14 protein-coding genes, 2 pseudogenes and 2 riboswitches are annotated in these 24,017 nt (G+C 74.5%); of the genes and pseudogenes, 10 read left to right on the forward strand and 6 right to left on the reverse strand.

All coding sequences use genetic code 11. From position 1 onward, the window contains the following. Positions 1 to 66: 66 nt before the first annotated feature. A complete protein-coding gene (locus ACZ3YO_RS22970; protein ID WP_465572237.1) occupies positions 67 to 1,236 on the reverse strand; it encodes a CopD family protein in 1,170 nt (389 codons plus the stop codon). 319 nt (positions 1,237 to 1,555) lie between these two features. Beyond that, positions 1,556 to 1,776: riboswitch (cobalamin riboswitch) on the forward strand. A 164-nt stretch (positions 1,777 to 1,940) separates the two neighbouring features. Between ACZ3YO_RS22970 and metE the strand changes: the two genes are divergently transcribed. The 3 genes from metE (at position 1,941) to ACZ3YO_RS22985 (ending at position 6,374) form a co-directional block, all read left to right on the forward strand. Beyond that, on the forward strand, positions 1,941 to 4,256 hold the full coding sequence (metE, locus tag ACZ3YO_RS22975) for a 5-methyltetrahydropteroyltriglutamate--homocysteine S-methyltransferase (RefSeq protein WP_465572239.1): 2,316 nt from the start codon (positions 1,941 to 1,943) through the stop codon (positions 4,254 to 4,256). 311 nt (positions 4,257 to 4,567) lie between these two features. Next, a riboswitch (cobalamin riboswitch) is annotated at positions 4,568 to 4,687 on the forward strand. Positions 4,688 to 4,783: 96 nt separating this feature from the next. After that, positions 4,784 to 5,860, forward strand: a complete 1,077-nt coding sequence (locus tag ACZ3YO_RS22980; RefSeq protein WP_465572242.1) for a peptidase — start codon at positions 4,784 to 4,786, stop codon at positions 5,858 to 5,860. Between the two features lie 34 nt (positions 5,861 to 5,894). Then, the gene (locus ACZ3YO_RS22985) at positions 5,895 to 6,374 is read left to right on the forward strand and encodes a flagellar hook-length control protein FliK (RefSeq protein WP_465549296.1); all 480 of its coding nucleotides are present in this window, start codon (positions 5,895 to 5,897) and stop codon (positions 6,372 to 6,374) included. A gap of 69 nt (positions 6,375 to 6,443) precedes the next feature. Here ACZ3YO_RS22985 and ACZ3YO_RS22990 read toward each other — a convergent pair. The 3 genes and pseudogenes from ACZ3YO_RS22990 to aceA form a co-directional block, all read right to left on the reverse strand. Further along, positions 6,444 to 7,311, reverse strand: a pseudogene (locus ACZ3YO_RS22990) (3-hydroxybutyryl-CoA dehydrogenase). Between the two features lie 22 nt (positions 7,312 to 7,333). Continuing rightward, positions 7,334 to 8,944, reverse strand: coding sequence for a malate synthase A (aceB, locus tag ACZ3YO_RS22995; RefSeq protein WP_465572246.1), 1,611 nt, complete (start codon positions 8,942 to 8,944; stop codon positions 7,334 to 7,336). A 162-nt stretch (positions 8,945 to 9,106) separates the two neighbouring features. Next, positions 9,107 to 10,399 carry an isocitrate lyase gene (aceA, locus tag ACZ3YO_RS23000; RefSeq protein ID WP_465572249.1) on the reverse strand — a complete coding sequence of 431 codons (1,293 nt, stop codon included), beginning with the start codon at positions 10,397 to 10,399 and terminating at the stop codon, positions 9,107 to 9,109. 349 nt (positions 10,400 to 10,748) lie between these two features. Here aceA and ACZ3YO_RS23005 point away from each other — a divergent pair, with 349 nt between their 5' ends. The 6 genes and pseudogenes from ACZ3YO_RS23005 (at position 10,749) to ACZ3YO_RS23030 (ending at position 19,350) form a co-directional block, all read left to right on the forward strand. After that, complete coding sequence (locus ACZ3YO_RS23005) at positions 10,749 to 12,158, forward strand: short-chain fatty acyl-CoA regulator family protein (RefSeq protein WP_465572252.1); 1,410 nt, start codon at positions 10,749 to 10,751, stop codon at positions 12,156 to 12,158. Positions 12,159 to 12,746: 588 nt separating this feature from the next. After that, positions 12,747 to 13,982 (forward strand): annotated as a pseudogene (locus ACZ3YO_RS23010) (prenyltransferase/squalene oxidase repeat-containing protein); the annotation flags it as partial. A gap of 419 nt (positions 13,983 to 14,401) precedes the next feature. Further along, positions 14,402 to 15,619, forward strand: a complete 1,218-nt coding sequence (locus ACZ3YO_RS23015) for a hypothetical protein (protein ID WP_465572255.1) — start codon at positions 14,402 to 14,404, stop codon at positions 15,617 to 15,619. Positions 15,620 to 15,629: 10 nt separating this feature from the next. After that, positions 15,630 to 16,847 (forward strand): CbiQ family ECF transporter T component, encoded by a 1,218-nt coding sequence (locus tag ACZ3YO_RS23020; RefSeq protein WP_465572455.1) that lies wholly within the window; start codon positions 15,630 to 15,632, stop codon positions 16,845 to 16,847. After that, entirely contained in the window at positions 16,844 to 18,487 is a 1,644-nt protein-coding gene (locus ACZ3YO_RS23025) for an ABC transporter ATP-binding protein (RefSeq protein ID WP_465572257.1), read from the forward strand. Before ACZ3YO_RS23020 ends, ACZ3YO_RS23025 begins: the two co-directional genes overlap by 4 nt. Then, positions 18,484 to 19,350: an ECF transporter S component gene (locus ACZ3YO_RS23030; RefSeq protein ID WP_465572259.1), complete on the forward strand. Its 867-nt coding sequence runs from the start codon at positions 18,484 to 18,486 to the stop codon at positions 19,348 to 19,350. Before ACZ3YO_RS23025 ends, ACZ3YO_RS23030 begins: the two co-directional genes overlap by 4 nt. A 120-nt stretch (positions 19,351 to 19,470) precedes the next feature. Here ACZ3YO_RS23030 and ACZ3YO_RS23035 read toward each other — a convergent pair whose 3' ends face one another. Both ACZ3YO_RS23035 and ACZ3YO_RS23040 read right to left on the reverse strand, forming a co-directional pair. Further along, positions 19,471 to 20,370: a CAP domain-containing protein gene (locus ACZ3YO_RS23035; protein ID WP_465572262.1), complete on the reverse strand. Its 900-nt coding sequence runs from the start codon at positions 20,368 to 20,370 to the stop codon at positions 19,471 to 19,473. A 200-nt stretch (positions 20,371 to 20,570) separates the two neighbouring features. Next, positions 20,571 to 21,683, reverse strand: coding sequence for a basic secretory protein-like protein (locus tag ACZ3YO_RS23040; RefSeq protein WP_465572265.1), 1,113 nt, complete (start codon positions 21,681 to 21,683; stop codon positions 20,571 to 20,573). A gap of 264 nt (positions 21,684 to 21,947) precedes the next feature. Between ACZ3YO_RS23040 and ACZ3YO_RS23045 the strand changes: the two genes are divergently transcribed. Continuing rightward, complete coding sequence (locus ACZ3YO_RS23045; RefSeq protein ID WP_465572267.1) at positions 21,948 to 24,014, forward strand: serine/threonine protein kinase; 2,067 nt, start codon at positions 21,948 to 21,950, stop codon at positions 24,012 to 24,014. The last annotated feature ends 3 nt before the right edge of the window (positions 24,015 to 24,017 follow it).

Below are 24,017 nucleotides of genomic sequence, written 5' to 3' on the forward strand. Positions count from 1 at the left end.
CAACGCCGGGACCCGGCCGGCGGATCGGCCGGGCCGGAAGCGCCGCCCGCGCGGTGCGCAGCGGGGTCAGGCTGCGGCCACGGCCGGGCGGCGGGACAGGGCGTCGGAGGCCTTGGCCGTGGCGTAGAGCGATACGGCCAGCGCGAGGACGAGGACGGCGCCGGCGGCGAAGACGCTGCCGGAGGAGACGGCCTTGGCACTGCCGGCCTCGGTACGGGCCGAGCCGGCGATGAACGGCATGACCACGAGGACGGCGACGCCGAGGGCGACCTCGCCCCAGACGACCTTCGGGAAGTGCCGCAGGGTCAGGTGGAGGAGGGAGGAGGTGTCGTCGGCGAGGCGGGCCCGGGTGATGCGGGGCATCAGCCAGAACTGGTTGAAGGCGCCCGCGGCGACGAGGCCGGCGACCAGGAGGATCTTGACGAGCAGGGCGATGCCGTAGCCGGTGGTCCACAGCTGGGAGATCGCACCGACGTGCTTCCAGCTGAGCCAGAGGCCCGAGATGGTCACGGCGCCGACGCAGACCATGGCCACGAGGCTGAACCGGCGCCACATGTCGGCCCAGAGAAGGCCGGCGCCGTCGCCGAGCCGGCCCCGGGTGCCGGCGAGCGCGACCAGGAGGGCGAGGCCGCCGAGCCAGACGACGCCGGAGACGATGTGGGTCTGGTCGAAGGCGAGGTCGAGCCACTTGTCCAGGTCGGCGGGCTTGGTGGCGGGCACGGCGGCGATCAGGGTGACGGCCAGGGAGAGCGGCAGCGCGGTGAGGGCGATGGTGTCCGTGTGGCGGCGGACGGCCGGGACGAAGAGGGCGATGAGGACGGCGGCCGTCACGGCCAGGGCGGCGTTCTGGACGAGGTAGACGGTGCCCTGGGCGATCCAGGCGCCCTTGGCGGCCGGGGCGTGGAGGTAGTCCCAGATCCGGTCCGGGGCGAGGGCGTCGCCGAACGGCATGCCCTTGCCGGCGCGGGCGAGACGGGCGGCGAGCTGGAAGTAGCCGGCGGCCAGCAGCACCACCCCTGCCCAGGCGAGGTAGGTCGCCGATCTTCTTCGCAGGACCTCGGCGTCCTGGCCGCCGGTTTCCGCGGCGCGCAGCGCGGGGCGCACGGTGGTCGCGTACGTGACGGTGGCGCCGATGGCTCCGCTGAGGCCGATGAAGTAGCCGGCCTTGGTGAGGATCCGCCAGACCTGGGGCATGGTGTATCCGGCCGTGGTCGCGGCCGACAGGACGTGATGCATGAGGTGAGGCTAGCCTAAATAAGGGCGCCCTTATTCGCCTGGGTGGCACCGCTTGTTCAATCGTCATCATCTTGTGAGCTGCCGGCCGGTCGGCTCCCGCCCCGGCGCACCTCGCGCCGTTCCGCCTGGTGAGACGGCCGCCGGTGGGGCGGCCGGGGTTACCGCTCGCGGACGGCGGTCCCGGGCCCGGCGCCGAGCGGGTCCGGGCGCCCTCGGTGCCGACGGCAGCAGGCCCGTGATCCGGCCGGCCGCGGCCGAAGGCGTCCCGGAATGTGGATGAGTCGAGCGAATCCGTGTCCGCCGCCCACCGGATTCCCTATAGGCTGGCCGGGCAGCTGGTTCGCCCTGCCCGCCAGGCAGGCGCGTCGCAAGAGGGAACCCGGTGGGAATCCGGGACTGCCCCGCAGCGGTGAGTGGGAACGAACGCCGTCATACGCACTGGGCCCGGCCGGGTCTGGGAAGCGACGGCCAGTAGGTGTCCGCCCTTCACGGGCGGCCGTGCCCGCGAGTCCGAAGACCTGCCCGTTGCCCGCACGCGACCGATCGCGCGCGGCCATCCCGGTGACCTCGTGGGCGGGTCGGCGTACATACCAGGCGGGTTCGGCGCCGTTCGTGCGCTCGTGGCCCCGCCCGGTTCGTCACCCCTTCGCGCCTTCGTCCCGTCACCGGGGACCACAGGAGACAGGCTCGCGAAGGAGAGTCCCTTGACAGCGAAGTCCGCAGCCGCGGCAACCCGGGCCACCGTCCACGGCTACCCCCGGCAGGGCCGGAACCGGGAGCTCAAGAAGGCGATCGAGGGGTACTGGAAGGGTGCGGTCACGGCCGACGCCCTCCTGACCACCGCCGCCGACCTGCGCCGGGAGAACTGGCAGCAGCTCGCCGAGGCCGGCATCCGGGAAGTCCCCACCGGCGACTTCTCGCTCTACGACCACGTGCTGGACGCCACCGTCGCCGTCGGCGCGATTCCCGCCCGCCACCGCGCGGCGGTCGACGCCGACGCGCTGCACGGCTACTTCGCCATGGCGCGCGGCACCCAGGACGTCGCGCCGCTGGAGATGACCAAGTGGTTCGACACCAACTACCACTACCTGGTGCCCGAACTCGGCCCCGACACCGTCTTCACCGCGAACCCGGCCAAGCAGGTGGCCGAGCTGCGCGAGGCCGTCGCGCTCGGCCACGACGCCCGCCCGGTGCTGGTCGGACCGGTCACCTACCTGCTGCTCGCCAAGCCGGCGCCCGGGGTGGCGGAGGACTTCCGGCCGCTCACCCTGCTCGACCGGCTGCTGCCCGTCTACGCCGCGCTCCTCGCCGACCTGCGCGCCGCCGGCGCCGCGTGGGTGCAGCTGGACGAGCCCGCGCTCGTCCAGGACCGCACCCCGGCCGAGCTGAACGCCGCCGCCCGCGCCTACCGCGACCTCGGCGCCCTCGCCGACCGGCCCAAGCTGCTCGTCGCGAGCTACTTCGACCGCCTCGGCGAGGCCCTGCCCGTGCTCGCCAAGGCGCCGGTCGACGGCCTCGCACTGGACTTCACCGGTCCGGCCGCCGGCAACCTCGACGACCTCGCCGCCGTCGGCGGACTGCCCGGCAAGCGCCTGGTCGCCGGTGTGGTCGACGGCCGCAACGTCTGGATCAACGACCTGCAGAAGTCGCTGACCACCCTGGCGACCCTGCTCGGCCTGGCCGGCACCGTCGACGTCGCGCCGTCCTGCTCCCTGCTGCACGTCCCGCTGGACGCCGCCGCCGAACACGACCTGGACCCGCAGATCGCCCGCTGGCTCGCCTTCGCCCGCCAGAAGGCCGGCGAGACCGCGCTGCTCGCCCGCGGCCTGCGCGAGGGCACCGACGCGATCACCGCCGAACTCGCAGCCAACCGCGCCGTCCTCGCCTCCCGTGCCGGCTCGCCGATCACCCGCGACCCGGCCGTCCGCGCCCGCACCGCCGCCGTCACCGAGGCCGACGGCCGCCGGGCCCAGGCCTACCCCGAGCGCGCCGAGGCCCAGCGCGCCCGGCTCGGCCTGCCGCTACTGCCGACCACGACCATCGGCTCCTTCCCGCAGACGGCCGAACTACGCGTCGCCCGGGCCGACCTGACGGCGGGACGGATCGACGCGGCCGCGTACCGGGAGCGCATCGAGGCCGAGGTGCGCGAGGTGATCGCGTTCCAGGAGAAGGCCGGGCTGGACGTCCTCGTCCACGGCGAGCCCGAACGCAACGACATGGTCCAGTACTTCGCCGAGCAGCTCACCGGCTACCTGGCCACCCGGCACGGCTGGGTGCAGTCCTACGGCACCCGGTACGTGCGCCCGCCGGTCCTCGCCGGGGACATCTCGCGACCGCACCCGATGACCGTCGACTGGTTCCGCTACGCCCAGGACCTGACGGACCGTCCGGTCAAGGGCATGCTGACCGGCCCGGTCACCATGCTCGCCTGGTCCTTCGTCCGCGACGACCAGCCGCTCGCCGAGACCGCCTTCCAGGTCGCCCTCGCCCTGCGCGACGAGGTCGCCGACCTGGAGGCCGCCGGCGCCGCGGTCGTCCAGGTCGACGAGCCGGCCCTGCGCGAGACCCTGCCGCTGCGGGCCGCCGACCGCCCGGCCTACCTGGACTGGGCCACCGTCGCCTTCCGGCTCGCCACCTCCGGGGTGCGCGCCGACACCCAGATCCACACCCACATGTGCTACGCCGAGTTCGGTGACATCCTCCGCGCCATCGACGAGTTGGACGCCGACGTGATCTCGCTGGAGGCGGCCCGCTCGCACATGCAGGTCGCCGGTGAGCTGGCGGGCGCCGGCTACCCGCGCGAGGTCGGCCCGGGTGTGTGGGACATCCACTCGCCGCGGGTGCCGAGCACCGACGAGGCCGTCTCACTGCTGTGGGCCGGGCTCGCGGCGATCCCGGCCGAGCGGCTCTGGGTCAACCCCGACTGCGGCCTGAAGACCCGCGGCTGGGCCGAGACCCGCGCCTCGCTGGAGAGCCTGGTGGGCGCCGCCCGCCGCCTGCGGGGCGAGCTGGCCGGCTGACGCTCCGCGCGGGGCCGGGGGTGGGACAGGGCCGGGCGCCCTGTCCCACCCGGCGGTCGGCCGGCGGCCGGTCCGCACGGGCCGCCGACCGGACGGCCTCAACCTGATTCGGGCGGTCCGAGATTCTGGTGGATCTCCGTCGTGACCGCGGAGAAGTCCGTGGTCGTGAAAGGCAGTCAGGGGACAGGGGGAGGCCGGGTGACCGGCTGCGTGATGTCGGTCGCACCGGTGACCCGGCCCGGGCCGGGGGATGCCGTGATGTGACCCACGATCCCTTGACCCGGTCTTCCGCGCCTCGCCATGATGGGCCGTCATGTTCTGACTCCGCCGCTGGGGGAAGTCCGGTCGAATTCCGGCGCTGACCCGCAACGGTAGGCCGCCGACGGCTGTCGGCGGCGAGCCCGAGTACCCGTCGGCGGAGGTGTGTCCCCTCCTCCCGTCGTGGTCTGCGGGCCGGAGCTCCGAGGGCTGCCCGGCGCTGTGCCGACGCTCTCCGGGCCCCTGCGTCCAGGCCCGGAAAGGCCCCCATGCCCGCGCTCCGCCGCACCCTCGGTCTGCTCGCGATACCCGCGCTCGCCCTCGCCACCGCGCTCCCGGCGGCCACCGCCGCGCACGCCGCACCCGCCGCCCCGGCGTCGTCCCCGACGATCCGGCCGGACGCCGCCGCGGCCGGCTGGCTGGCCCGCCAGCTCGTCGACGGGGACCACTTCGAGTCGGTGTTCAACGGGACGGCCTACCCCGACCAGGGGCTGACGATCGACGCCGTGCTCGCCTTCGCCGCCTCCCGCAGCTCCGACGAGGCGGCCGCGAAAGCCACCGCCTGGCTGGCGAAGCCCGAGATCCTGGCCGGCTACCTCGGCGACGGCACCACCGAGGCCTACGCGGGTGCGACCGCCAAGCTGCTGCTGGCCGCCGAGGTCCGCGGCGAGAACCCGACCGCCTTCGGCGGCGTCGACCTGCCGGCCCGGCTCCGCTCGCTCCAGAGCCCGAGCGGCCGCTTCTCCGACCGCTCGCAGTGGGGGGACTACAGCAACGCCTTCGGCCAGTCGCTCGCCGTGATCGCCCTCAAGCGCACGCCCGGCGGCGCCCCGGCCGGCGCCGTCGACTTCCTCGCCGGCAGCCAGTGCGCGGACGGCGGCTTCCCGGTCGCCTTCGGCCAGGCCACCTGCACCAGCGACGCCGACGCCACCGCGCTGGCCGTCCAGGCCCTGGCCGCGACCGGCCGCACCGCCAAGGCGAACGCGGGGCTCGGCTGGCTGACGGCCCACCAGAACACCGACGGCGGCTTCGCAACCGCCGGGGCGACCGTCTCCAACGCCAACACCACCGGCCTCGCCACGCAGGCGCTGCTCTCCGGCGGCCGCTTCGGCGCCGGCCTCAAAGGCTGGAGCAGCCTGGTCAAGCTCCAGCAGGGCTGCTCGGCCGAGGCGGCCGTGCGTGGCGCCGTCGCCTACGACGCGAGCGGCTTCAACGCCGGCAACGGTGCCCGGGCCACCGCCCAGGCCGTCCTGGGGCTCGGCGGCGCTCCGCTGGCCACCCTCTCCGCCACGGGTGCGCGGCCCGACGCGCCCACCCTGGCCTGCCCGGCACCGGCCGCCCGCTGAACGCCCGACCCCTGACCACACGAGGAGCACTCCGATGACCGACACCCTCACCCCGGCCCGCCCGGCCCGCCGCACCCTCGGCTCGATCGCCGCCGCCGCGGCCCTGACCGCCGGCCTGCTCGGCGCCTCCGCCGTCCAGGCCCCGCAGGCACAGGCCGCCGCCTGCACCGGCACCACCGGCGTCACCGTGGTGGTCGACTTCACCGCGGTCGGCGGCGGCATCCAGACCGGCTGCGCCCTCGGCGACCCGGCCAGCGGCCTGGCCGCGCTGACCGGCGCCGGCTTCTCCTACGCCTTCCACCCGCGCTTCCCCGGCTTCGTCTGCACCATCAACGCCCTGCCGACGACCTGCACCAACCCGACCGGCAGCGCCTACTGGTCGTACTGGCACGCGCAGCACGGCGGCGCCTGGTCGTACAGCAACCTGGGCGCGGGCAGCTACAACCCGGCCCCGGGCGACGTCGAGGGCTGGGCCTTCGGCGCGGGCTCGCAGCCGGGCATCACCGCCCCCTGACACCCGTCCGTACACCGGTGCCCCGGTCCTCCGCGACGGAGACCGGGGCACCGGTGTGCTCGGGTGGGCTCAGGCGGCCCGGTGGGGATGGAAGCCGCGGCCGGTCTTGCGGCCGAGCAGCCCGGCCTCGACCATCCGGGAGAGCAGCGGCGGCGGCGCGTACAGCGGCTCCTTGTACTCGTCGTACAGCGACTGGGCGATGGCCTGGACGGTGTCCAGGCCGATCAGGTCGGCGAGTTGCAGCGGGCCCATGGGGTGGGCGCAGCCGTGGACCATGCCGGCGTCGATGTCCTGGACGGTGGCGTGCCCGGCCTCGGCCATCCGGATCGCGGCCAGCAGGTAGGGCACCAGCAGGGCGTTGACGACGAAGCCGGCCCGGTCGCGCGAGCGGATGACGTGCTTGCCGAGGACGTCGAGGGCGAAGGTCTCCACCCGGTCGAGGACGGTGGGGTCGGTGTGCAGGGACGACACCAGCTCGACCAGCGGCATGACCGGCGCGGGGTTGAAGAAGTGCAGGCCAAGGACGTGGGAGGCGCGGGTGGTGGCGATGCCGAGCCGGGTCACGGGGATGGCGGAGGTGTTGGTGGCGAGGACGGCCTGCTCGTCGGCGAAGGACCTTGTCCAGGGTGGTGAGCACGTCCGTCTTGACGCGCTCGTCCTCCACGACGGCCTCGACGACGAGCTGACGGTCGGCCAGCGCCTCCGGGTCGTCGGCGAAGAGCAGGTGCGCCCAGGCGTCCTCGTGCTGTTCACGGGTGAGCCGGCCACGGTCGATCGCGCGGTGCAGGGAGCGGTCGATCCGGGCCCGGGCGGCGCGCAGCGCCTCCCGTCCGTGCTCGCAGACCACGGTGTCCAGTCCGGCGCGGGCGAAGACCTCGGCGATGCCGGAGCCCATCTGCCCGGCGCCGACCACGGCGACGCGGCGGATCTCGGTCATGGCGTGTCCTTGCTTGGGCGGCTCAGGCCGCGGTGCGGACGCGGACCAGGTGACGGGCGTAGGCCTCGGTGGTGAGGAAGGCGGGCAGGTCCGGGCCCAGGGCGGTCTCCTCCAGGATCCGCACCGCGTCGTCGACCAGCGCCGGGTCACCGCCCTCGGCGAGCAGGGCGGCCCGCTCCCGGTCGATCAGTCGGCGCACCGTGCCGGCGGTGGCGAGCGTGCCGCCGGTGAGCCGGGTGCAGTGGTGCTGCCACTGCCAGATCTGGCAGCGGGCGATCTCGGCGGTGGCGACGTCCTCCATCAGGCCGAAGACGGCGACCGCGCCCGCGCCGCCGAGCCAGGCGGTGAGGTAGCGCAGCGCGACGGCGACGTTGGAGCGCAGGCCCTGCTCGGTCGGCAGGCCCGCGGAGAGCCGCTGGACGGCCAGCAGGTCGGCGGCGGTGACCTCGACGTCCTCGCGGGTGCGCTCCAGCTGGTTCGGCCGGTCGCCGAGGACGGCGTCGAAGGCGGTGCGGCAGGTGTCGACCAGGGCGGGGTGGGCGACCCAGGAGCCGTCGAAGCCGTCGCCGGCCTCCCGCTCCTTGTCGAGCCGGACGCGGGTGAGGGCCACCTCGTTGGCGTCCGGGTCCCGCTGCGGGATGGCGGCGGCCATGCCGCCGATGGCGTGGGCGCCGCGCCGGTGGCAGGTGCGGACCAGCAGGTCGGTGTAGGCGCGCATGAACGGCTGGGTCATCGTGATGGTCGCGCGGTCGGGCAGGACGAACCGCGGCCCGTGGTGGGCGAAGTTCTTGATCAGGCTGAACAGGTAGTCCCAGCGGCCGGCGTTGAGGCCGGCGGCGTGCTCGCGCAGCTCGTGGAGGATCTCCTCCATCTCGAACGCGGCCGTGATGGTCTCGATCAGGACGGTGGCCCGGATCGTGCCGTGCGGGATGCCCAGTTCGGCCTGGGCGAAGGTGAAGACGTCGTTCCAGAGCCGGGCTTCGAGGTGGTTCTCCAGCTTCGGGAGGTAGAAGTACGGGCCGCTGCCGTTCGCGATCTGCCGGTGGCCGCAGTGGAACAGGTAGAGGCCGAAGTCGACCAGGGCGGCGGCCATCGGGCGGCCGCCGATCCGCAGGTGCTGCTCGTCCAGGTGCCAGCCGCGCGGGCGGACCACGATCGTGGCCGGGGTGCGGCCGATGCGGTAGCGGCGGCCCCCCGGCGCGGTGTCGTCGATCCGGAGCAGGACGGCATCGAGCAGGTTGAGCTGGCCGGAGACGAGGTTGCGCCAGGTGGGGGAGGTGGCGTCCTCGAAGTCCGCCAGCCACACCCTCGCCCCGGAGTTGAGGGCGTTGACGGTCATCCGGCGCTCGGGCGGGCCGGTGATCTCCACCCGGCGGTCGTGCAGGCCGGGCCCGGCCCCGGCCACCCGCCAGCCGGGGTCCTCACGGACGGCGCGGGTCTCCGGGAGGAAGTCCAGGATGCCGCCCGCGGCCAGGGCGGCGGCCCGGCGGCCGCGCTCGGCGAGCAGGCCGGCACGGCGTTCGTCGAAGGCGTCGTGCAGACGGACCAGGAAGCTCAGGGCCTCGGGGGTGAGGATCTCCTCGAACCGGTCTTCGTGCTCGCCGAGGATCTCGATACGGCTGGTCAGGGTCATCCGGCTCTCCAGGCTGGTGGGGCCCGGGGCCGCGCCTCGTGACGCGGCCCCGGGCGCGGGGCGGCCCGGGCGGGTCGCGTCCCTCAACGGGACCCGCGGGCCGGGGTGGGCGGCGGCCGAGGAGCAGCCTCCGGGAACGGAGGGACGGCCGCCGGGGGTGGCTCAGTGGAACTGCTCGGCCTCGGTGGAGCCGGTCAGGGCGAGCGTCTCGGCGTTGGGGTTGAGCGCGGTGGAGACCAGGTCGAAGTAGCCGGTGCCGACCTCGCGCTGGTGCTTCACCGCGGTGTAGCCGTCCGGCACGGCGGCGAACTCGGCCTCCTGGAGGTCGACGTAGGCGGTCATGCCGTGCTCGGCGTAGCCCCGGGCCAGCTGGAACATCGAGTGGTTGAGGGCGTGGAAGCCGGCCAGGGTGATGAACTGGAAGCGGTAGCCCATCGCGCCCAGCTCGCGCTGGAACTTGGCGATCTGGTCGTCGTCCAGCGCGGCCTTCCAGTTGAAGGACGGCGAGCAGTTGTAGGCGAGCATCTTGTCCGGGTGCTCGGCCTTGATCGCCTCGGCGAACTCGCGGGCCTGGGCGAGGTCCGGGGTGCCGGTCTCGACCCAGATGAGGTCCGCGTACGGGGCGAAGGCCAGGCCGCGGGAGATGACCGGGGCCATGCCGGGCTCGACCCGGTAGAAGCCCTCGGCGGTGCGCTCGCCGGTGCAGAACCGGGCGTCGCGCTCGTCGACGTCGGTGGTCAGCAGGTTGGCGGCGAGCGCGTCGGTGCGGGCCACGATGACCGTCGGCACGTCGGCGATGTCGGCCGCGAGACGGGCGGAGTTGAGGGTGCGGATGTGCTGGGCGGTGGGGACGAGGACCTTGCCGCCGAGGTGGCCGCACTTCTTCTCGGAGGCGAGCTGGTCCTCGTAGTGGACGCCGGCCGCGCCGGCCGCGATCATGCCCTTGGTGAGCTCGAAGGCGTTCAGCGGGCCGCCGAACCCGGCCTCGGCGTCGGCCACGATCGGGACCAGCCAGTCCGGCCCGTCGTTGCCCTCCGCCGCGTCGATCTCGTCCGCCCGCAGCAGCGCGTTGTTGATCCGCCGCACCACCTGGGGCACGGAGTCGGCCGGGTAGAGGCTCTGGTCGGGGTAGGTCTGGCCGGCCTGGTTGGCGTCGGCGGCGACCTGCCAGCCGGAGAGGTAGATGGCCTGCAGCCCGGCCTTCACCATCTGCACGGCCTGGCCACCCGTCAGTGCGCCCAGCGCGTGGACGTAGTCCTGCTCGTGCAACCGGCGCCAGAGCCGCTCGGCCCCGCGCCGCGCCAGCGTGTGCTCCTCCCGCACGGTGCCGGCGAGGCGGACCACGTCCGCCGCCGTGTACGTCCGCTCGATGCCGGCCCACCGGGGGTCGGACGCCCACCGGGCGGCCAGCTCCGCCGCCTGCTGCTCCTGCTGCTGCCGAACCGACTGGGTCATGAATCCGCTCCCGGGAGGTACTCGTTGCGAAGGATGTGAGGATGCTCACGTCGCGAGGTGGAGGTGTGGCCGGGGCGCCGGGCAGGCGGTCTGGACCGCCGAGACGTCGGGTGCCCCCGAGCCCCCGCCGCCAAGCCCTGAGTGCCCGGCGGGGAGAGGCTGTTCGTGGTGCGCCTTCCGGCCGCAGCACCGACTCTGGCACCCCCGGCCACTGCCGTCACCGCTGGACGGCGGCCAACTTCTGCGAAGCGGATCCTGCGAATCTGCGAAGCCTGCGAAGACGTCCGTGCCGTGCCTCTGGCTATGCTGCGGGCACCGGACAGGGGCGAGGACGACGGGAGACGGCCGGATGGGGAGGACGTTCGCCGGTGCGAGGCTGCGCCGCCTGCGCGAGGACCGGGGGCTCAGCCAGGCCGCGCTCGCCCGGCTGCTCGAACTCTCTCCCAGCTACCTCAACCAACTGGAGCACGACGCCCGGCCGTTGACCGTCCCGGTGCTGCTGCGCCTGACCGAGGCCTTCGGCGTGGATGCCGGGTACTTCGCCCCGCCGGACACCGCCCGGCTCACCGCCGAACTGCGCGACTCGCTCGGCGAGGAGCTCGCCGCCGGGCGCCTCACCCCGGGTGACCTCGACGACCTCGCCACCCGGCTCCCCGCCGTGGCCCGGGTGCTGATGGACCTCGGCCGCAGCCGTCGCGCCGTCGCCGAGCAGCTCGCCATCCTCGCCGGGGACCGCGGCCCGGCCGTCGGCACGGCCCGCACCCCGCACGAGGAGGTCCGCGAGTTCTTCTACCGCCGCCAGAACTACGTCCATGAACTCGACCTCGCCGCAGAGGAGTTGGCACTCTCCATCGGCCTGAGGCGGGGCGGGGTCAGGGCGGTGCTCGCCGAGCGGCTCACGGCCGGGCACCAGGTCCAGCTGGCCACCGGGGGAGAGCGCCTGCACGCGTACGACCCGGACACCCGCGTGCTGCGCCTGTCGGACCGGCTGCGCCCGGGCCAGCAGGCGTTCCGGATGGCGACCCAGCTGGCCTACCTGGAACACGACGGCTTGCTCGGTGAACTGGCCGCCCAGGACAGCCCGCCGGGGTCGACCGCCTGGTCCCTGACCCGGATCGGCCTGGCCAACTACTTCGCCGCCGCACTCGTCCTGCCCTACGGCGTCTTCCACGCCGAGGCGGAGACGGCGCGCTACGACATCGAGCACCTGGCCGACCACTTCGGCCTGGGCTACGAGACCGTCTGCCACCGCCTCAGCACCCTCCAGCGACCGCGCCTGCGCGGGGTGCCGTTCTCCTTCGTCCGGGTCGACCGGGCCGGCAACGTCTCCAAGCGCCAGTCCGCGACGGACTTCCACTTCTCCCGCACCGGCGGCACCTGCCCGCTCTGGAACGTCTACGAGGCCTTCGCCGCCCCCGGTCGCGTCCACGTCCAGGTCGCGGCGATGCCCGACGGCCGGCGCTACCTGTGGACCGCCCGGGCCGTCACCCGCTCGCCCGGCGGCTGGGGGCGCCCCGGCAAGACCTTCGCCATCGGCCTCGGCTGCGAACTGCGCCACGCCCCACGGCTGGTGTACTCCACCGGCCTCGACCTCGCCGACGAGGCCGCCGCCACCCCGATCGGCCTCGGCTGCAAGGTCTGCGAACGCCCCGCCTGCCCGCAGCGCGCGGCGCCCGCCGTCGGCCTCCCCCTGGAGGTGGACGAGCACACCAGCACCTTCGCCCCCTACCCCGTCCACGCCGAGCCGACGGGGCCCTGAAGCGCCCCGGCCCCTGACGGCCCGGCGGACTCACGAGGTGGCGAAGGCGACATGACGCTTCGTTGACGCCGATTCCGTGCACATGGTCTGATGAACCGGTTTTTCATCCTCGGTAGTCAGGGGAAGCCGGTCCAACTCCGGCGCTGACCCGCAACCGTAGATCCACCCGTGACGGGTGGGTGAGCCGGAATGCCTGCGCCGAGGGTCTGTTCGGAGAGCACTTGCGTCGTCGCGGACTACGACGTGGTCAGGACGGTCCCCTGCCCGGGGAGCCGTCGGCTACGCCGTCGTACCCCGCGTCGACCGACCAGGGAGTCGCCGGTGAGGGTCAACAGCAGTCGTACGCGTCACAGAGGGCGGAACCTGGCATCCCTGCTGGTCACCGGGACCGTCGCGGTCGCCGCGGGCGGCACCGTCGTGCTCGGGCATCCCGGCGCGGCGGCCGCCGATCCGATCGAGGAGTGCACCGCCACGACCGGCGCGATCGTCGCCGTCGACTTCGGCCACTGGGGCGGCGGTGTCGTCCGCGGCTGTGACGCCCACCCCACCACCGGGATGAACCTGCTGCACAACGCGGGCTTCACCGCCACCGGCGACACCGGCAGCACCGCCGGCGCGGCCCAGGCGCTCCGGGCCACCGGCCAGGCGGTGAAGGAGACCGCCGCCAAGACCTGGCTGGCCGCCCGCCAGGGCAAGGACGGCGGCTTCGCGCCCGACGAGTCGACCGCCGACGCGGACCCGGCCGCGACCGGGCAGGCCGTCCTGGCCCTGACCGGCACCGACCTGACCAGCGTCCGGCACAACCCCGACGGCGCCACCACGACGCCGACCCCGCCCGCGGGGAAGACCCCCGACCTGGCCAAGGGCAGCGCCTACCTGACCGCCCCGGCGCACCTGATCGACGGTCACTACTACGAGGCCTTCCCGAGCTTCGCCGACTTCGGCCTCACCATCGACGGGGCCTATGCCCTCGCCGCCACCGGCACCGACGACGCCGCGCTGCGCAGGATCGTCGACTTCCTCGACCAGCAGGGCAAGGACGCGGGCGAGCGCACCGTCAACGACTGGACCGGCATCGGCACCGAGTACGCCGGTGGCGGCTCCATCGGCAAGGAGGCGCTGCTCGCCGAGGTCGTCGGCCGCAACCCCCGGGCCTTCGGCGGCCACGACCTGATCGCGGCCCTGGCCCAGGCGGTCTGCGCCCAGGCGGCCCCGGACACCGGCTGCGCGGCTGCCGGCAACTACACCTGGGCCACCTCGGTGTTCTCCCAGTCGCTCGGCATCATGGCCCAGCTGCGCGCCGGCGACACCGCGAACGCCGCCGCGCCGATCGCCTACCTCAGGGGCCTCCAGCACGCCGACGGCTCCTGGCCGAGCCTGATCCCCGCCACCGGCGACTCCGACGTGGACAGCACCGCGATGGCCGTCATGGCGCTCGCGCTCGTCCCCGGGGACGAGGCCGCCCAGGCGGTCGACAAGGGGCTGACCTGGCTGGCCGGGCGCCAGCTGGCCGACGGGGGCTTCCCCGGCGCGGCCGGCGACTCCACCAACTCGGCGGCCCTGGCCGTTCAGGGGATGATGCTCCGTCAGTCCTCCTACCAGGCGCAGATCGCCAGGGCGCTCGACTTCCTCGCGGGCCAGCAGAACGGCGACGGCGGCTTCAACGTCGCCTCCGCCGGTCAGCAGGGCTCGGACGTCCGGGCCTCCACCCAGGTGCTCGGCGGTGCCACCGGGATCTCCTTCGGCACGCTCCACCGTGACCTCGGCAGCACGCCGACGCCCACCCCGACCGGCACCGGAACGCCCACCCCGACCGGCACGCCTACGCCGACCGGCGCGCCGACGCCGACCGCCACGGTCACCCCGACCGGTACGCCGACCGCCACCGCCACCGCCACCGCCACGGCGACTGCCACGGCCACCGTGACGGGTACGCCGACGGCCACCGGATCGCCCGCGCCCACCGGCACCTCCCCGGTCGTTCCCCCGTCCACCGGCGGTGCGACCACCCCGCCCGCCGGCGCTCCTGGCCCCGGTGACACCGCCGACCCGGTGCGCGGCGGTGCCCCCGTCGGCGGCAGGCCGGTCGACGCCGCCCCCGTGCAGACCGGTGGCGGAGGCCTGGCCGGCACGGGGACCGAGGCGCTGGCGCTGACCGCCGCCGCCGGGATGCTCACCGCCGCCGGCGCCGCAGCCGTCCTGGCCGCCCGCCGCCGCACGGCCTCCGCCCCGGGGCGTCACCGGTGATCCGGCGACTCGGCCGGCTGCTGGGAGCCACCGGCCTGACCCTCGCCCTGGCCCTCGGCGGGGTCGGCGTCGGTGCGGCCCCGGCGGTGGCGGCGCCGCTGCCGATCGAACAGTGCACCACCACTTCCGGCGTGGTACTCGCGGTGGACTTCGGCAAGTGGGGCGGCCCGCTGCTGCGTTCCTGCGGCACTACCCCGACCAGCGGTTACACCCTGCTCAACCAGGGCGGTTGGAAGACCACCGGGACGGGGCACGACGGTCCGGCGTTCATCTGCCGGATCGGCTACAGCGGCTTCCAGGGCGGCAAGCAGTACCCCACGCCGGACCAGGAGAAGTGCGTCCTCACCCCGCCCGCCACGGCCTACTGGTCGTACTGGCACGCCGATCCGGGGGAGAACACCTGGTCGTACAGCCAGCTCGGTGCGATGAGCTACCAGCCGAAGCCCGGCAGCGTCGACCTGTGGATCTTCGGCGGGACCGACATCGAAGGCACGGAAGGACGACCCACCTTCTCGCCCGACACCGTCCGCGCCCACAACACCGCGCCGGGCGGCGGCACCGCCGTCACCCCGCCGCCGGCCGACGGCGGTACGGCGGGCGGCAGCGGGTCGGGGTCCGCGAGCGGCGGCTCGGGCGGTACGAGCGGCGGTGCTTCCGCCGGCGGCACCGGCGGCACGAGCGGCGGCAGCGGCTCCACGGGTGGCTCCGGCTCCACGGGTGGTTCGGGTTCCGGCTCCGGTTCCGGCTCGAAGAACGGTGGCACCGGCTCGACGGGCGGTGGCACCGGCGGCGGCAGCTCGGCCGGCACGGCCGGGGGGACCAAGCGCCCGCCCGCGTCCGGCACCACGGGCGGATCGTCCGGCAGCACGGGCGGCCGCACCACACCGGTGAGCCCGTCGCCCGGGGATCCGGCACCGGACACCCCCGAGCCCGAGGCCGCCGGGACACCCACCACCCCGGCAGAGACGCCCTCCGAGCAGCCGTCCGACACCCCGGCGGCCACCGACCCCGCCAGTGCGGCGCCCACCGTCACCGAGAGCCCGTCCACCCCCGTGAACGCCGGCGGCCCGGTGGTGGTGGACGCGGCCCCGGCCGCCGACGCGCCGCACGACGCCGGGTCGATGGTCCCCGCCGCGGTCGGTGCCGCCCTGGTGGTGGCGCTGGGCGTGGCCACCGTGATCGCCGCACGACGGCGCCGTCGACAGGCCGAGTGATCCGGTGACCGTGCTCGACAAGCCGGGCACCGGCTCCCCGCAGTCCGCCCCCGGGCGGGCCGCGGGGAGCCGGCGCAGCCCCCGCAACCTCCACCCGCTGGCCTGGTGGACCTGGGCACTCGCCCTGGCGACCGCGGCCAGCCGCACCACCAACCCGCTGTTGCTCCTGCTCGTTCTCGCCGTGCTCGGGTACGTGGTCACCGCCCGGCGCACCGAGGCCCCGTGGGCGCGCGGATTCACCTACTACCTGTGGGTGGCCCTGACCGTGGTGGCGATCCGGGTGGTCTTCCGGTGCGTCTTCGCCACCGGCATCACCCCGCACGACCACCTGCTCTTCTCGCTCCCGCACATCCCCACGCCCGCCTGGTACGCGGGTATCCAGATCGGCGGCCCGGTCTCCCTGGAGGCTACCCTCTCCGCGGCCTTCGACGGGCTGCGCCTGGCCTGCCTGATCTGCTGCATCGGCGCGGCCAACACCCTGGCCAACCCCAAGCGCGCCCTGCGCGTCCTGCCCGGGGCCCTGTACGAGCTGGGCGTCGCCGTGACGGTGTCGCTCAGCGTCGCCCCGCAGCTGGTGCAGAGCGTCCAACGCGTCGCCCGGGCACGGCGGTTGCGCGCCGGGCAGAGCAAGGGAATCCGGGCCCTGCGCAGTATCGTCGTCCCGGTCCTGGAGGACGCGCTGGAGCGTTCGCTGCACCTGGCCGCCGCGATGGACTCGCGCGGCTACGGACGCTCGGGGACCGCCACCCGCCGCTCCCGCCGAACCACCGGAGCCCTGATGCTGCTCGGCATGTGCGGCCTCTGTGCCGGGGTGTACGGGCTGCTGGACGGCACCGCCCCCGCGGCCCTGGGACTGCCCGCGCTGCTCGCGGGTGCCCTGCTGTGCACCGCCGGGCTGGCGCTCGGCGGCCGGCGTGTGCGCCGCACCACCTACCGGCCGGACCGCTGGCGGGCCGCCGAGTGGGGCGTCGCCGGCTGCGGTTTGGCCGCCGCCGTCCTGTTGTTCGGCACGGTCGGATACGACGCGACGGACCTCAACCCCTCCCTCTATCCGCTGAGTTGGCCGGCGCTTCCGGCCGTCCCGGTGCTCGCGCTGCTGCTGGCCGGCGCCGCCGGGGCCGTTGCGCCGCCGCCCGGCCGCTCGTCCGGGCCGGTCGGCGCCACCCGGGTGGCGGGTGGCACCGGCGCGACCAGGAACAACCGCCCGCAGACCGAGGTGACCAAGTGATCCGATTCGACCGGGTCGCCGTGGTGTACGACGGCGAGACCAACCCCGTGCTGCGCGACGTCGACCTGTACATCCCCGAGGGTGAGCTCTGCCTGGTGGTCGGCCGGACCGGCGTCGGCAAGTCGACCCTGCTCGGCGCCGTCAACGGCCTCGTCCCGCACTTCACCGGCGGCACCCTGCGCGGCCGGGTGACCGTCGACGGCCGGGACACCGCCCACCACCCGCCGCGCGAACTGGCCGACGTGGTCGGCGTGGTGGGACAGGATCCGCTGGCCGGCTTCGTCACCGACACCGTGGAGGAGGAACTCGCGTACGCGATGGAGCAGTTGGCCGTCCCGCCGGATGTGATGCGCAAGCGCGTCGAGGAGACCCTCGACCTGCTCGGGCTGGCCGACCTGCGCCACCGCGCGCTGCACGAGCTCTCCGGCGGCCAGCAGCAACGCGTCGCCATCGGCTCCGTCCTGACCGCCCACCCCCGCGTCCTGGTCCTGGACGAGCCGACCTCCGCGCTCGACCCGACCGCCGCCGAGGAGGTGCTCGCCGCCGTCACCCGCCTGGTGCACGACCTCGGCGTCACCGTCCTGCTCGCCGAACACCGCCTGGAGCGCGTCGTCCAGTACGCCGACCGCGTCGCCTACCTGCCCGGCGACGGCACCGTCGTGCACGGGCCGCCCGCCGAGGTCTTCCGGGGCACCGCGATCGCGCCGCCCGTCGTCGACCTCGGCCGGCTCGCCGGCTGGACGCCGCTGCCGCTGTCCGTCCGCGACGCCCGCCGCGCCGCGGGCCCGCTCCGGGAGCGGCTGGCCGGACGCCCCGCGCCGGCACCGCGCCGCGAACCGGCCGCGGGAGAGGCCGTGCTGACCGCCGAACGGATCGTGGTGCGCTACGGCGAGGTACCCGCCGTCCGGGAGGTCGGTCTGGAGTTGCGCGCCGGGCAGGTCACCGCCCTGATGGGCCGCAACGGCTCTGGCAAGTCCTCCCTGCTCTGGGCCCTCCAGGGCTCCGGCCCCCGCCAGGGCGGCAGCGTGAAGGTCGCCCGGGCCGACGGCGGGCCGGCGAAGGACCCCAAGCGCCTCTCCGCGTCGCAGGCCCGGCAGCTGGTCGGGCTCGTCCCGCAGACCCCGACGGACCTCCTCTACCTGGAGTCCGTCGCCCAGGAACTCGCCCAGAGCGACCTGGAGGCCGACCACGCCACCGGGCCGACCGCACGGCGGATCCTGGACCGGCTGGCCCCCGGCATCCCCGACGAGGCCCACCCCCGCGACCTCTCCGAAGGCCAGAAGCTGGCGCTGGTCCTGGCGATCCAACTGGCCGCCGCACCCCGGGTGGTCCTGCTGGACGAGCCCACCCGGGGGCTCGACTACCACGCGAAGGAGTCGCTGACCGGCATCGTGGACGCCCTCGCCGCCGAGGGCCGCACCGTCGTGGTCTCCACCCACGACGTCGAGTTCGTCGCCTCCGCCGCCGACCGGGTGGTGGTGATGGCCGAGGGCGAGATCGTCGCCGACGGCCCCACCGCCGAGGTCATCGTCTCCTCGCCCACGTTCGCGCCCCAGACCGCCAAGATCCTCGCCCCGCTGCCCTACCTGACCACGCGGCAGGTCGCCACGGCCCTCGAACCCGTGGAGGCCGCCCGGTGACCGCCGTCCGCATCCCCGGCCGGGCCCGCATCGTCGTGGCGCTGGCCGCGTTCATCGGGCTGGTCGCCTTCACCTGGCCGTTCGTCGTCGCTCCGGGAAGGTTCGGCTCCTCCTACGCCCCGCCGCTGATCTTCGGTGCCCTGCTGATCCTGGTCCTCGCCGTGGTGATCGCCGAGATCTCGGCCGGCGGCATCGACGCCAAGGCCCTCGCCATGCTCGGCGTGCTCTCGGCCGTCAACGCCGGCCTGCGCCCCCTCGGCGCCGGCACGGCCGGCGTGGAGACGGTCTTCTTCCTCCTGGTCCTCGCCGGCCGGGTCTTCGGCCCGGGCTTCGGCTTCACCCTCGGCTGCACCTCTCTGTTCGCCTCGGCCCTCCTCACCGGCGGCGTCGGCCCCTGGATGCCCTACCAGATGTTCGGCTGCGCCTTCGTCGGCATGCTCGCCGGGCTGCTGCCCAGGCTCCCGCGCCGGTGGGAGGTGCCGACGCTGGCCCTGTACGGGGCGGGCTCCGGGTACCTCTTCGGCTTCCTGCTCAACCTGTCCTTCTGGCCGTTCTCGACCGACCCGAACAGCTCGATCGCCTACCTGCCCGGCCTGCCGTTCACCGAGCAGTGGCACCGCTACCTGCTGTTCGACCTGGCCACCTCGCTCGGCTGGGACACCGGCCGGGCGGTCACCACCGGTGTCGCCGTCCTCGTCGTCGGCCCCGCCGTCCTCACCGTCTTCCGCCGCGCGGCCCGCCGTGCCAACTTCGAGCCGACCGTGCGCTTCGAGCCGACCGCGCGCCACGAGGGACCGGACGCCTCCGCCGCCCCGGCGGAGGCGGGCAGCGCCGCACAGCCGGCCGGAACGGCGTCCGCCTGAGTCCGAACGGACGTCACCGGGCCCGAGGCCGAGAGGCCCCGGGCCCGGTGACGGTGGACGGTGGCGAGCGGTTCGGGCGGAGCGGACCGCCCCGCCGGGCCGGCGGGGCGGTCCCGACGGTCAGCGGGAGCCGAAGTCGGCGTTCCAGGAGGCCGTGCCCGTCCGGGCCAGACCGACCTCGGCGTAGTTGCCGAGCATGATCTCCAGGTGGCCCGACGACCTGATCCAGCCGTCGACGGCGGCGTCGATGTCGGTGGGGCCGTAGAAGGCGATCTCACCGAACGCCCTCCAGCCGTAACCGAGGCCCCGCGCGATGTTCCCCGAGTCGCAGAAGTGGCCCGAGACGTGGCGCTGGTCCATCTGGTCGGCGTTGCACTTGGCGGCCTGGGCGAGCGTCTGGTTGAGGCGTACCGCCGGCTTGCCGTACTGGGCGCGCACGGCGTTGAGCCGATCGAGGAAGCGCTGCTCGACGGAGGTGCCCGTACCCGGCCCGCTCAGGTCGAACCGCTGGGACATGCTGCCGTCACAGTTCTCGACGGTGACCTCCCGGTCGAGGCCGTGGTAGGTCAGGCAGCGGTTGTCGCGGGCGTTGTGGATGTAGGTGCCGCCCTCGGCGGCGGACTCCAGGGTCCACTGCTGGTTGTCGCCCGCCCACCAGTGGATGAACTGGGTGGACCGGCCGTCGTTGAGGTCCATCTCCAGGACGCGCTCGGTGCCGTTGACGTTGCGGGCGAAGTCCACCCGGCCGCCCGGCTTGTTGGAGATCCAGAACGAGGTGGAGGCGTCTCGGTAGTTGCGGGCGATGATCCGGGAGGCCTCTCCGTCGGAGCTGGCCAGCGCGTGGTGGTTCTGGTGGTCCTGGATCGTGATCATCTGCTCGACCACGTCCGCCGGCGCGGCGTTCGCCGGTGTGGCGAGCAGCGTGAGGCTGCTCACCGATATCGCGGAGACGGCGAGCGCCAGCCCCGCCCGCCGGGTGCGCGGGCGGGGGCGGAGGTTGTGGGTGGAGGGGTGGGACACGGGGCTCTCCTGCTGTCGGTGGACCGCGGCGCGTCTGCGGCGGCGGGCAACGACAGGACACCAGCCGTGTGTTGACGATCGATCAGCAGGATGTTGACGGCCGCGGAGTCCGGGCACCGCCGCCGGCCCGTCACCGCCGCCGGCCCGTCAACGCAGACGGCCCGGCACCACGTGGGTGCCGGGCCGTCGGGAGGGTGGACCTACTTGGGCATCTCGTTCCACAGCTGCTGGGCGCTCTTGCCCGTGAGCTGGACCCAGATCTGGTCGTTGTAGTTCGTGGTGTTCAGCAGGTGCGCCAGGTCGGGCTTGTCGTAGGTCCTCGAGACGTGGTCGATGAACCGGGCGGTCGCCTGGTAGCCGCTGTCGTAGTTGGTGTTCGGGCCGAAGTGCTGGGCGCCGGTGCCCGGCTGGAAGTTGTAGTCGCGCACCCAGTCCGCCAGGCCCTCGCCCAGCCAGGACGGGCGGGAGGTCGGGTTGTCCCAGACCGCGACGTGCACGGCCTCGTGCACCAGGAAGCCGGTGTCGTTCCTGTTGCCCCGGGTGTAGTCGATGTTGACGTGGACCTCCTTCACCCCGTTGCGGACCGTGGTGTAGGCGGGGTAGTCCTTCAGGGTCGGATCGAAGATGATCCTGAAGTGGGTGGGGGCGCCGAAGGCCCCCTTGGTGATCAGCCTGGAGATCGTCGGGTAGTAGTCCGCGACGGTCTGCTTCTGCTGCTCCAGCCACTGGCCGAGGTCCGGGGCCTGCGAGTAGTCCAGGTCGACGGCCGGGCGGTCGGTGGTCGGCGGGGTGGTGCCGGTGGTGCGGTCGAGGTTCCAGGACTGCGCCGGGTCCCCCGCGTTGCAGGAGGCGACCTTGGCGTTCAGGTCCGCACCGCGGGTGAGGCAGAGGTTGTTGTCCGAGACGCTGTGCAGCAGCCAGGCCCGGCCGTTGCCCATCGCGGTGTTCTCCAGCCACCACCTCTGGTTGTCCGCGCCGACGTAGTTCCAGGCGCCGACGGTGTTCCTGCCCCGGTCGCGGTCGACCGCGTTGTTGGTGCCGGGCACCTTGACCGACCAGGTGCCGTTGCCCTCGTCCTTGACCGACCAGACCTGCTGGGCGGAGGACTCGTTCCAGTCGCGGACCACCACGTTGGAGCCGGCGTTCCGGCCGTCCCACTGGAGGGCGCCGCCCGCGTAGCTGGAGATCCGGTAGTCGGAGCCGCTGGACGGCAGCGGCTCGGCCGCACTCGCGGTCCCGGCGCCGAAGGCCATCCCGGACACGACGGTCGCGGCGGACAGGACGACGGCGGCGGCCGTACGACGGGTGATCATCTCTGGGTTCTCCTCCCGGGCGGCTCCCCCCTGGAACCGGCCCGCGGCCCATGTCACCGGGCGGCGGTGTACACGGTGTCGACGGTCCGTCAACGGATTCGTTGACGGATCCTTTGACGGACCATCGGCTCCGCAGGGCCGGACCACCGCACCGTGGCCGCTGCGGCTCGGCCCCCGGGGGAGTGGGGCGGCCGGCGTTCGGCAGGCGGCGGGGCGGCCGGGCGGCGTTCGGCAAGTCAGCGTTTATTCGCAGGTGGGAGGGTCATGGGCGCGACCGAGGGCCCGGCCCGGGCCATGGCGGCGGGCGCGACGGAGAACGGGTCGGGGAGGATCATGCGTGGCACCACGCTCGGGGACCGCTATCGGCTGGACGAGTGGCTCGGCGGTGGCTCGATGGGCGACGTCTGGCTCGCCGAGGACGAGGTGCTCGGCCGCCGGGTGGCCGTCAAGGTCCTGAAACCCGCGCTGCTGGACGAACCCGGCTTCGCGGAGCGGTTCCACGAGGAGGCCCGGGTGATGGCCCGGCTGCGGCACCCGGGCATCGTCGGCGTGCACGACTTCGGCTCCGGCCGCACGGACGGCGGCCAGTCCTGGACCACGGCCTGGGGGAACACCGGCCGCCCGATCGCCTACCTGGTCATGGAGCTGATCGACGGCGAGCCGCTGAGCGAGATCCTGACACGGCGAGGTCGGCTCACCACCCCGGAGACGCTCGGGATGGCCCTCCAGGTCCTGGCGGCGCTCCAGGCGGCGCACGAGGCCGGCGTCGTCCACCGGGACATCAAGCCGGCCAACCTAATGGTCCGCGAGGAGCGGGTGGTCATCGCCGACTTCGGCATCGCCCGCCCCGGCTGCGACACCCGGCTCACCGTTCCCGGGATGGTGCTCGGCACCGCCGCGTACCAGGCGCCGGAGCAGGCCTCCACCGGCACCGTCGGCGCCTCGGCCGACCTCTACGCGCTCGGCGTCGTCCTCTACGAGTGCCTGTCCGGGCGGCTGCCGTTCCACGGGGAGACCGCGCTGGAGGTGATCCTCAAGCACCTGACCGAGCCCGCGCCACCACTGCCGGCGGACGTCCCGGCCCCGGTCCGGGCCCTGGTCGAACGGGCGATGGCGAAGGACCCGGCCGAGCGCTGGCCGGACGCCGCCACCATGGCGGCGGCCGCCCGGGCCGCCGTCGACGGCGAACCGGGCGAGGGCCCGGCGTCGGGCACCGCGGGGCGTGCGGTGGTCGTGGCCGCGCCGCGCCCGGTGGTCGTGACGGGTGCGGCCGCGGCCGCGCGCCGCCCCCTGGCCCGGTGGCGGGCGGCCCTCGGCGGCCGCCGGCGGCGGCCCCTGATCGCGGCGGGGGCGGTCCTGCTCTGCTGCGCGATCGCCGCCGGCACGGTCACCGCGCTGCGCCTCCACGGCGACCGCGCCGCCGACGGCGGGCCGGTCGCCGGCGGGGCGCCGATGTCCTCGCCCGGTCTGGCCATCCCGCTCTCCGCTCCCGACGGCCAGGCCCCCGAGTCGGGCGCGCCGTCCTCGCCCGGCGCCTCCACCGCCGCCGGGTCGCCCGCGCCGACCACGCCGGGCGCCCCGGTGGCACCGGGCCCGGGCCCGGTGGCCGGAGGCGGACCAGGGGTCGTCACCGGGGGTGGGGCGCCCGGTACCCCCGAGGCCCAGGGCAGCGCACCGAACGCTCCCGCGCGACCGTCGACCGGCGCGCCGTCGCCACCGCCCGGGGCGGCCTCGCCGGCGCCCGGCGACCCGGCCCCCGCACCGGCCTACACGGCGGCTCCCCCGCCCCCGCCCGCCTACCGCACGACACCGCCGCCCTCGCTGTCGCCGGCCCCGGCCTACACGGCGGCTCCCCCGCCGGTCTACACCGCTCCGCCGAACTACTCCACTCCGCCCATCAAGCCGCCGACGGGGCCCGTCGGCCCGCTGCCTCCGCGCGCCAGGCTGAGCACCGGCGGGTCCGTCCTGTACGACCAGGAGTCCCTCGACCAGGACGGCAACCCCGTCGTCACGACCCGCGACGACGGCGGCCCCGCCGCCGTCTGGACGCTGAACCCGTACCAGGGGGGCGGGTACTTCCTGGCCAACGGCGCCACCCAGTACACGAGGGTGCTGGACCTGGAGGAGACGTACTCCCGGGCGCAGCTGCGGCGCTCGCCGCCCTACAGCTCGAACCAGATCTGGTCGTTCGTCCCGGTGGCCGGGGGCTACATGATCGTCATCACCAAGGACTCGCTGCGCTGCCTGTCCGCCGCGGCCCCCTCCACACCCGCCGTGGTCCGCCCCTGCGACGGCTCGCCCGGGCAGACCTGGACGGTCACCGCCGCCTGATCG

Source organism: Kitasatospora sp. NPDC022785, assembly GCF_055561295.1.

Bases quoted from the DNA above. Each gene is read 5' to 3' on its own strand.
- ACZ3YO_RS23045 (WP_465572267.1), top strand. From the start codon at position 21,948: ATGGGCGCGACCGAGGGCCCGGCCCGGGCCATGGCGGCGGGCGCGACG.
- ACZ3YO_RS22985 (WP_465549296.1), top strand. From the start codon at position 5,895: ATGACCGACACCCTCACCCCGGCCCGCCCGGCCCGCCGCACCCTCGGC.
- ACZ3YO_RS22970 (WP_465572237.1), bottom strand. From the start codon at position 1,236: ATGCATCACGTCCTGTCGGCCGCGACCACGGCCGGATACACCATGCCC.
- aceB (WP_465572246.1), bottom strand. From the start codon at position 8,944: ATGACCCTGACCAGCCGTATCGAGATCCTCGGCGAGCACGAAGACCGG.
- ACZ3YO_RS23005 (WP_465572252.1), top strand. From the start codon at position 10,749: ATGGGGAGGACGTTCGCCGGTGCGAGGCTGCGCCGCCTGCGCGAGGAC.
- aceA (WP_465572249.1), bottom strand. From the start codon at position 10,399: ATGACCCAGTCGGTTCGGCAGCAGCAGGAGCAGCAGGCGGCGGAGCTG.
- ACZ3YO_RS23040 (WP_465572265.1), bottom strand. From the start codon at position 21,683: ATGATCACCCGTCGTACGGCCGCCGCCGTCGTCCTGTCCGCCGCGACC.
- ACZ3YO_RS22980 (WP_465572242.1), top strand. From the start codon at position 4,784: ATGCCCGCGCTCCGCCGCACCCTCGGTCTGCTCGCGATACCCGCGCTC.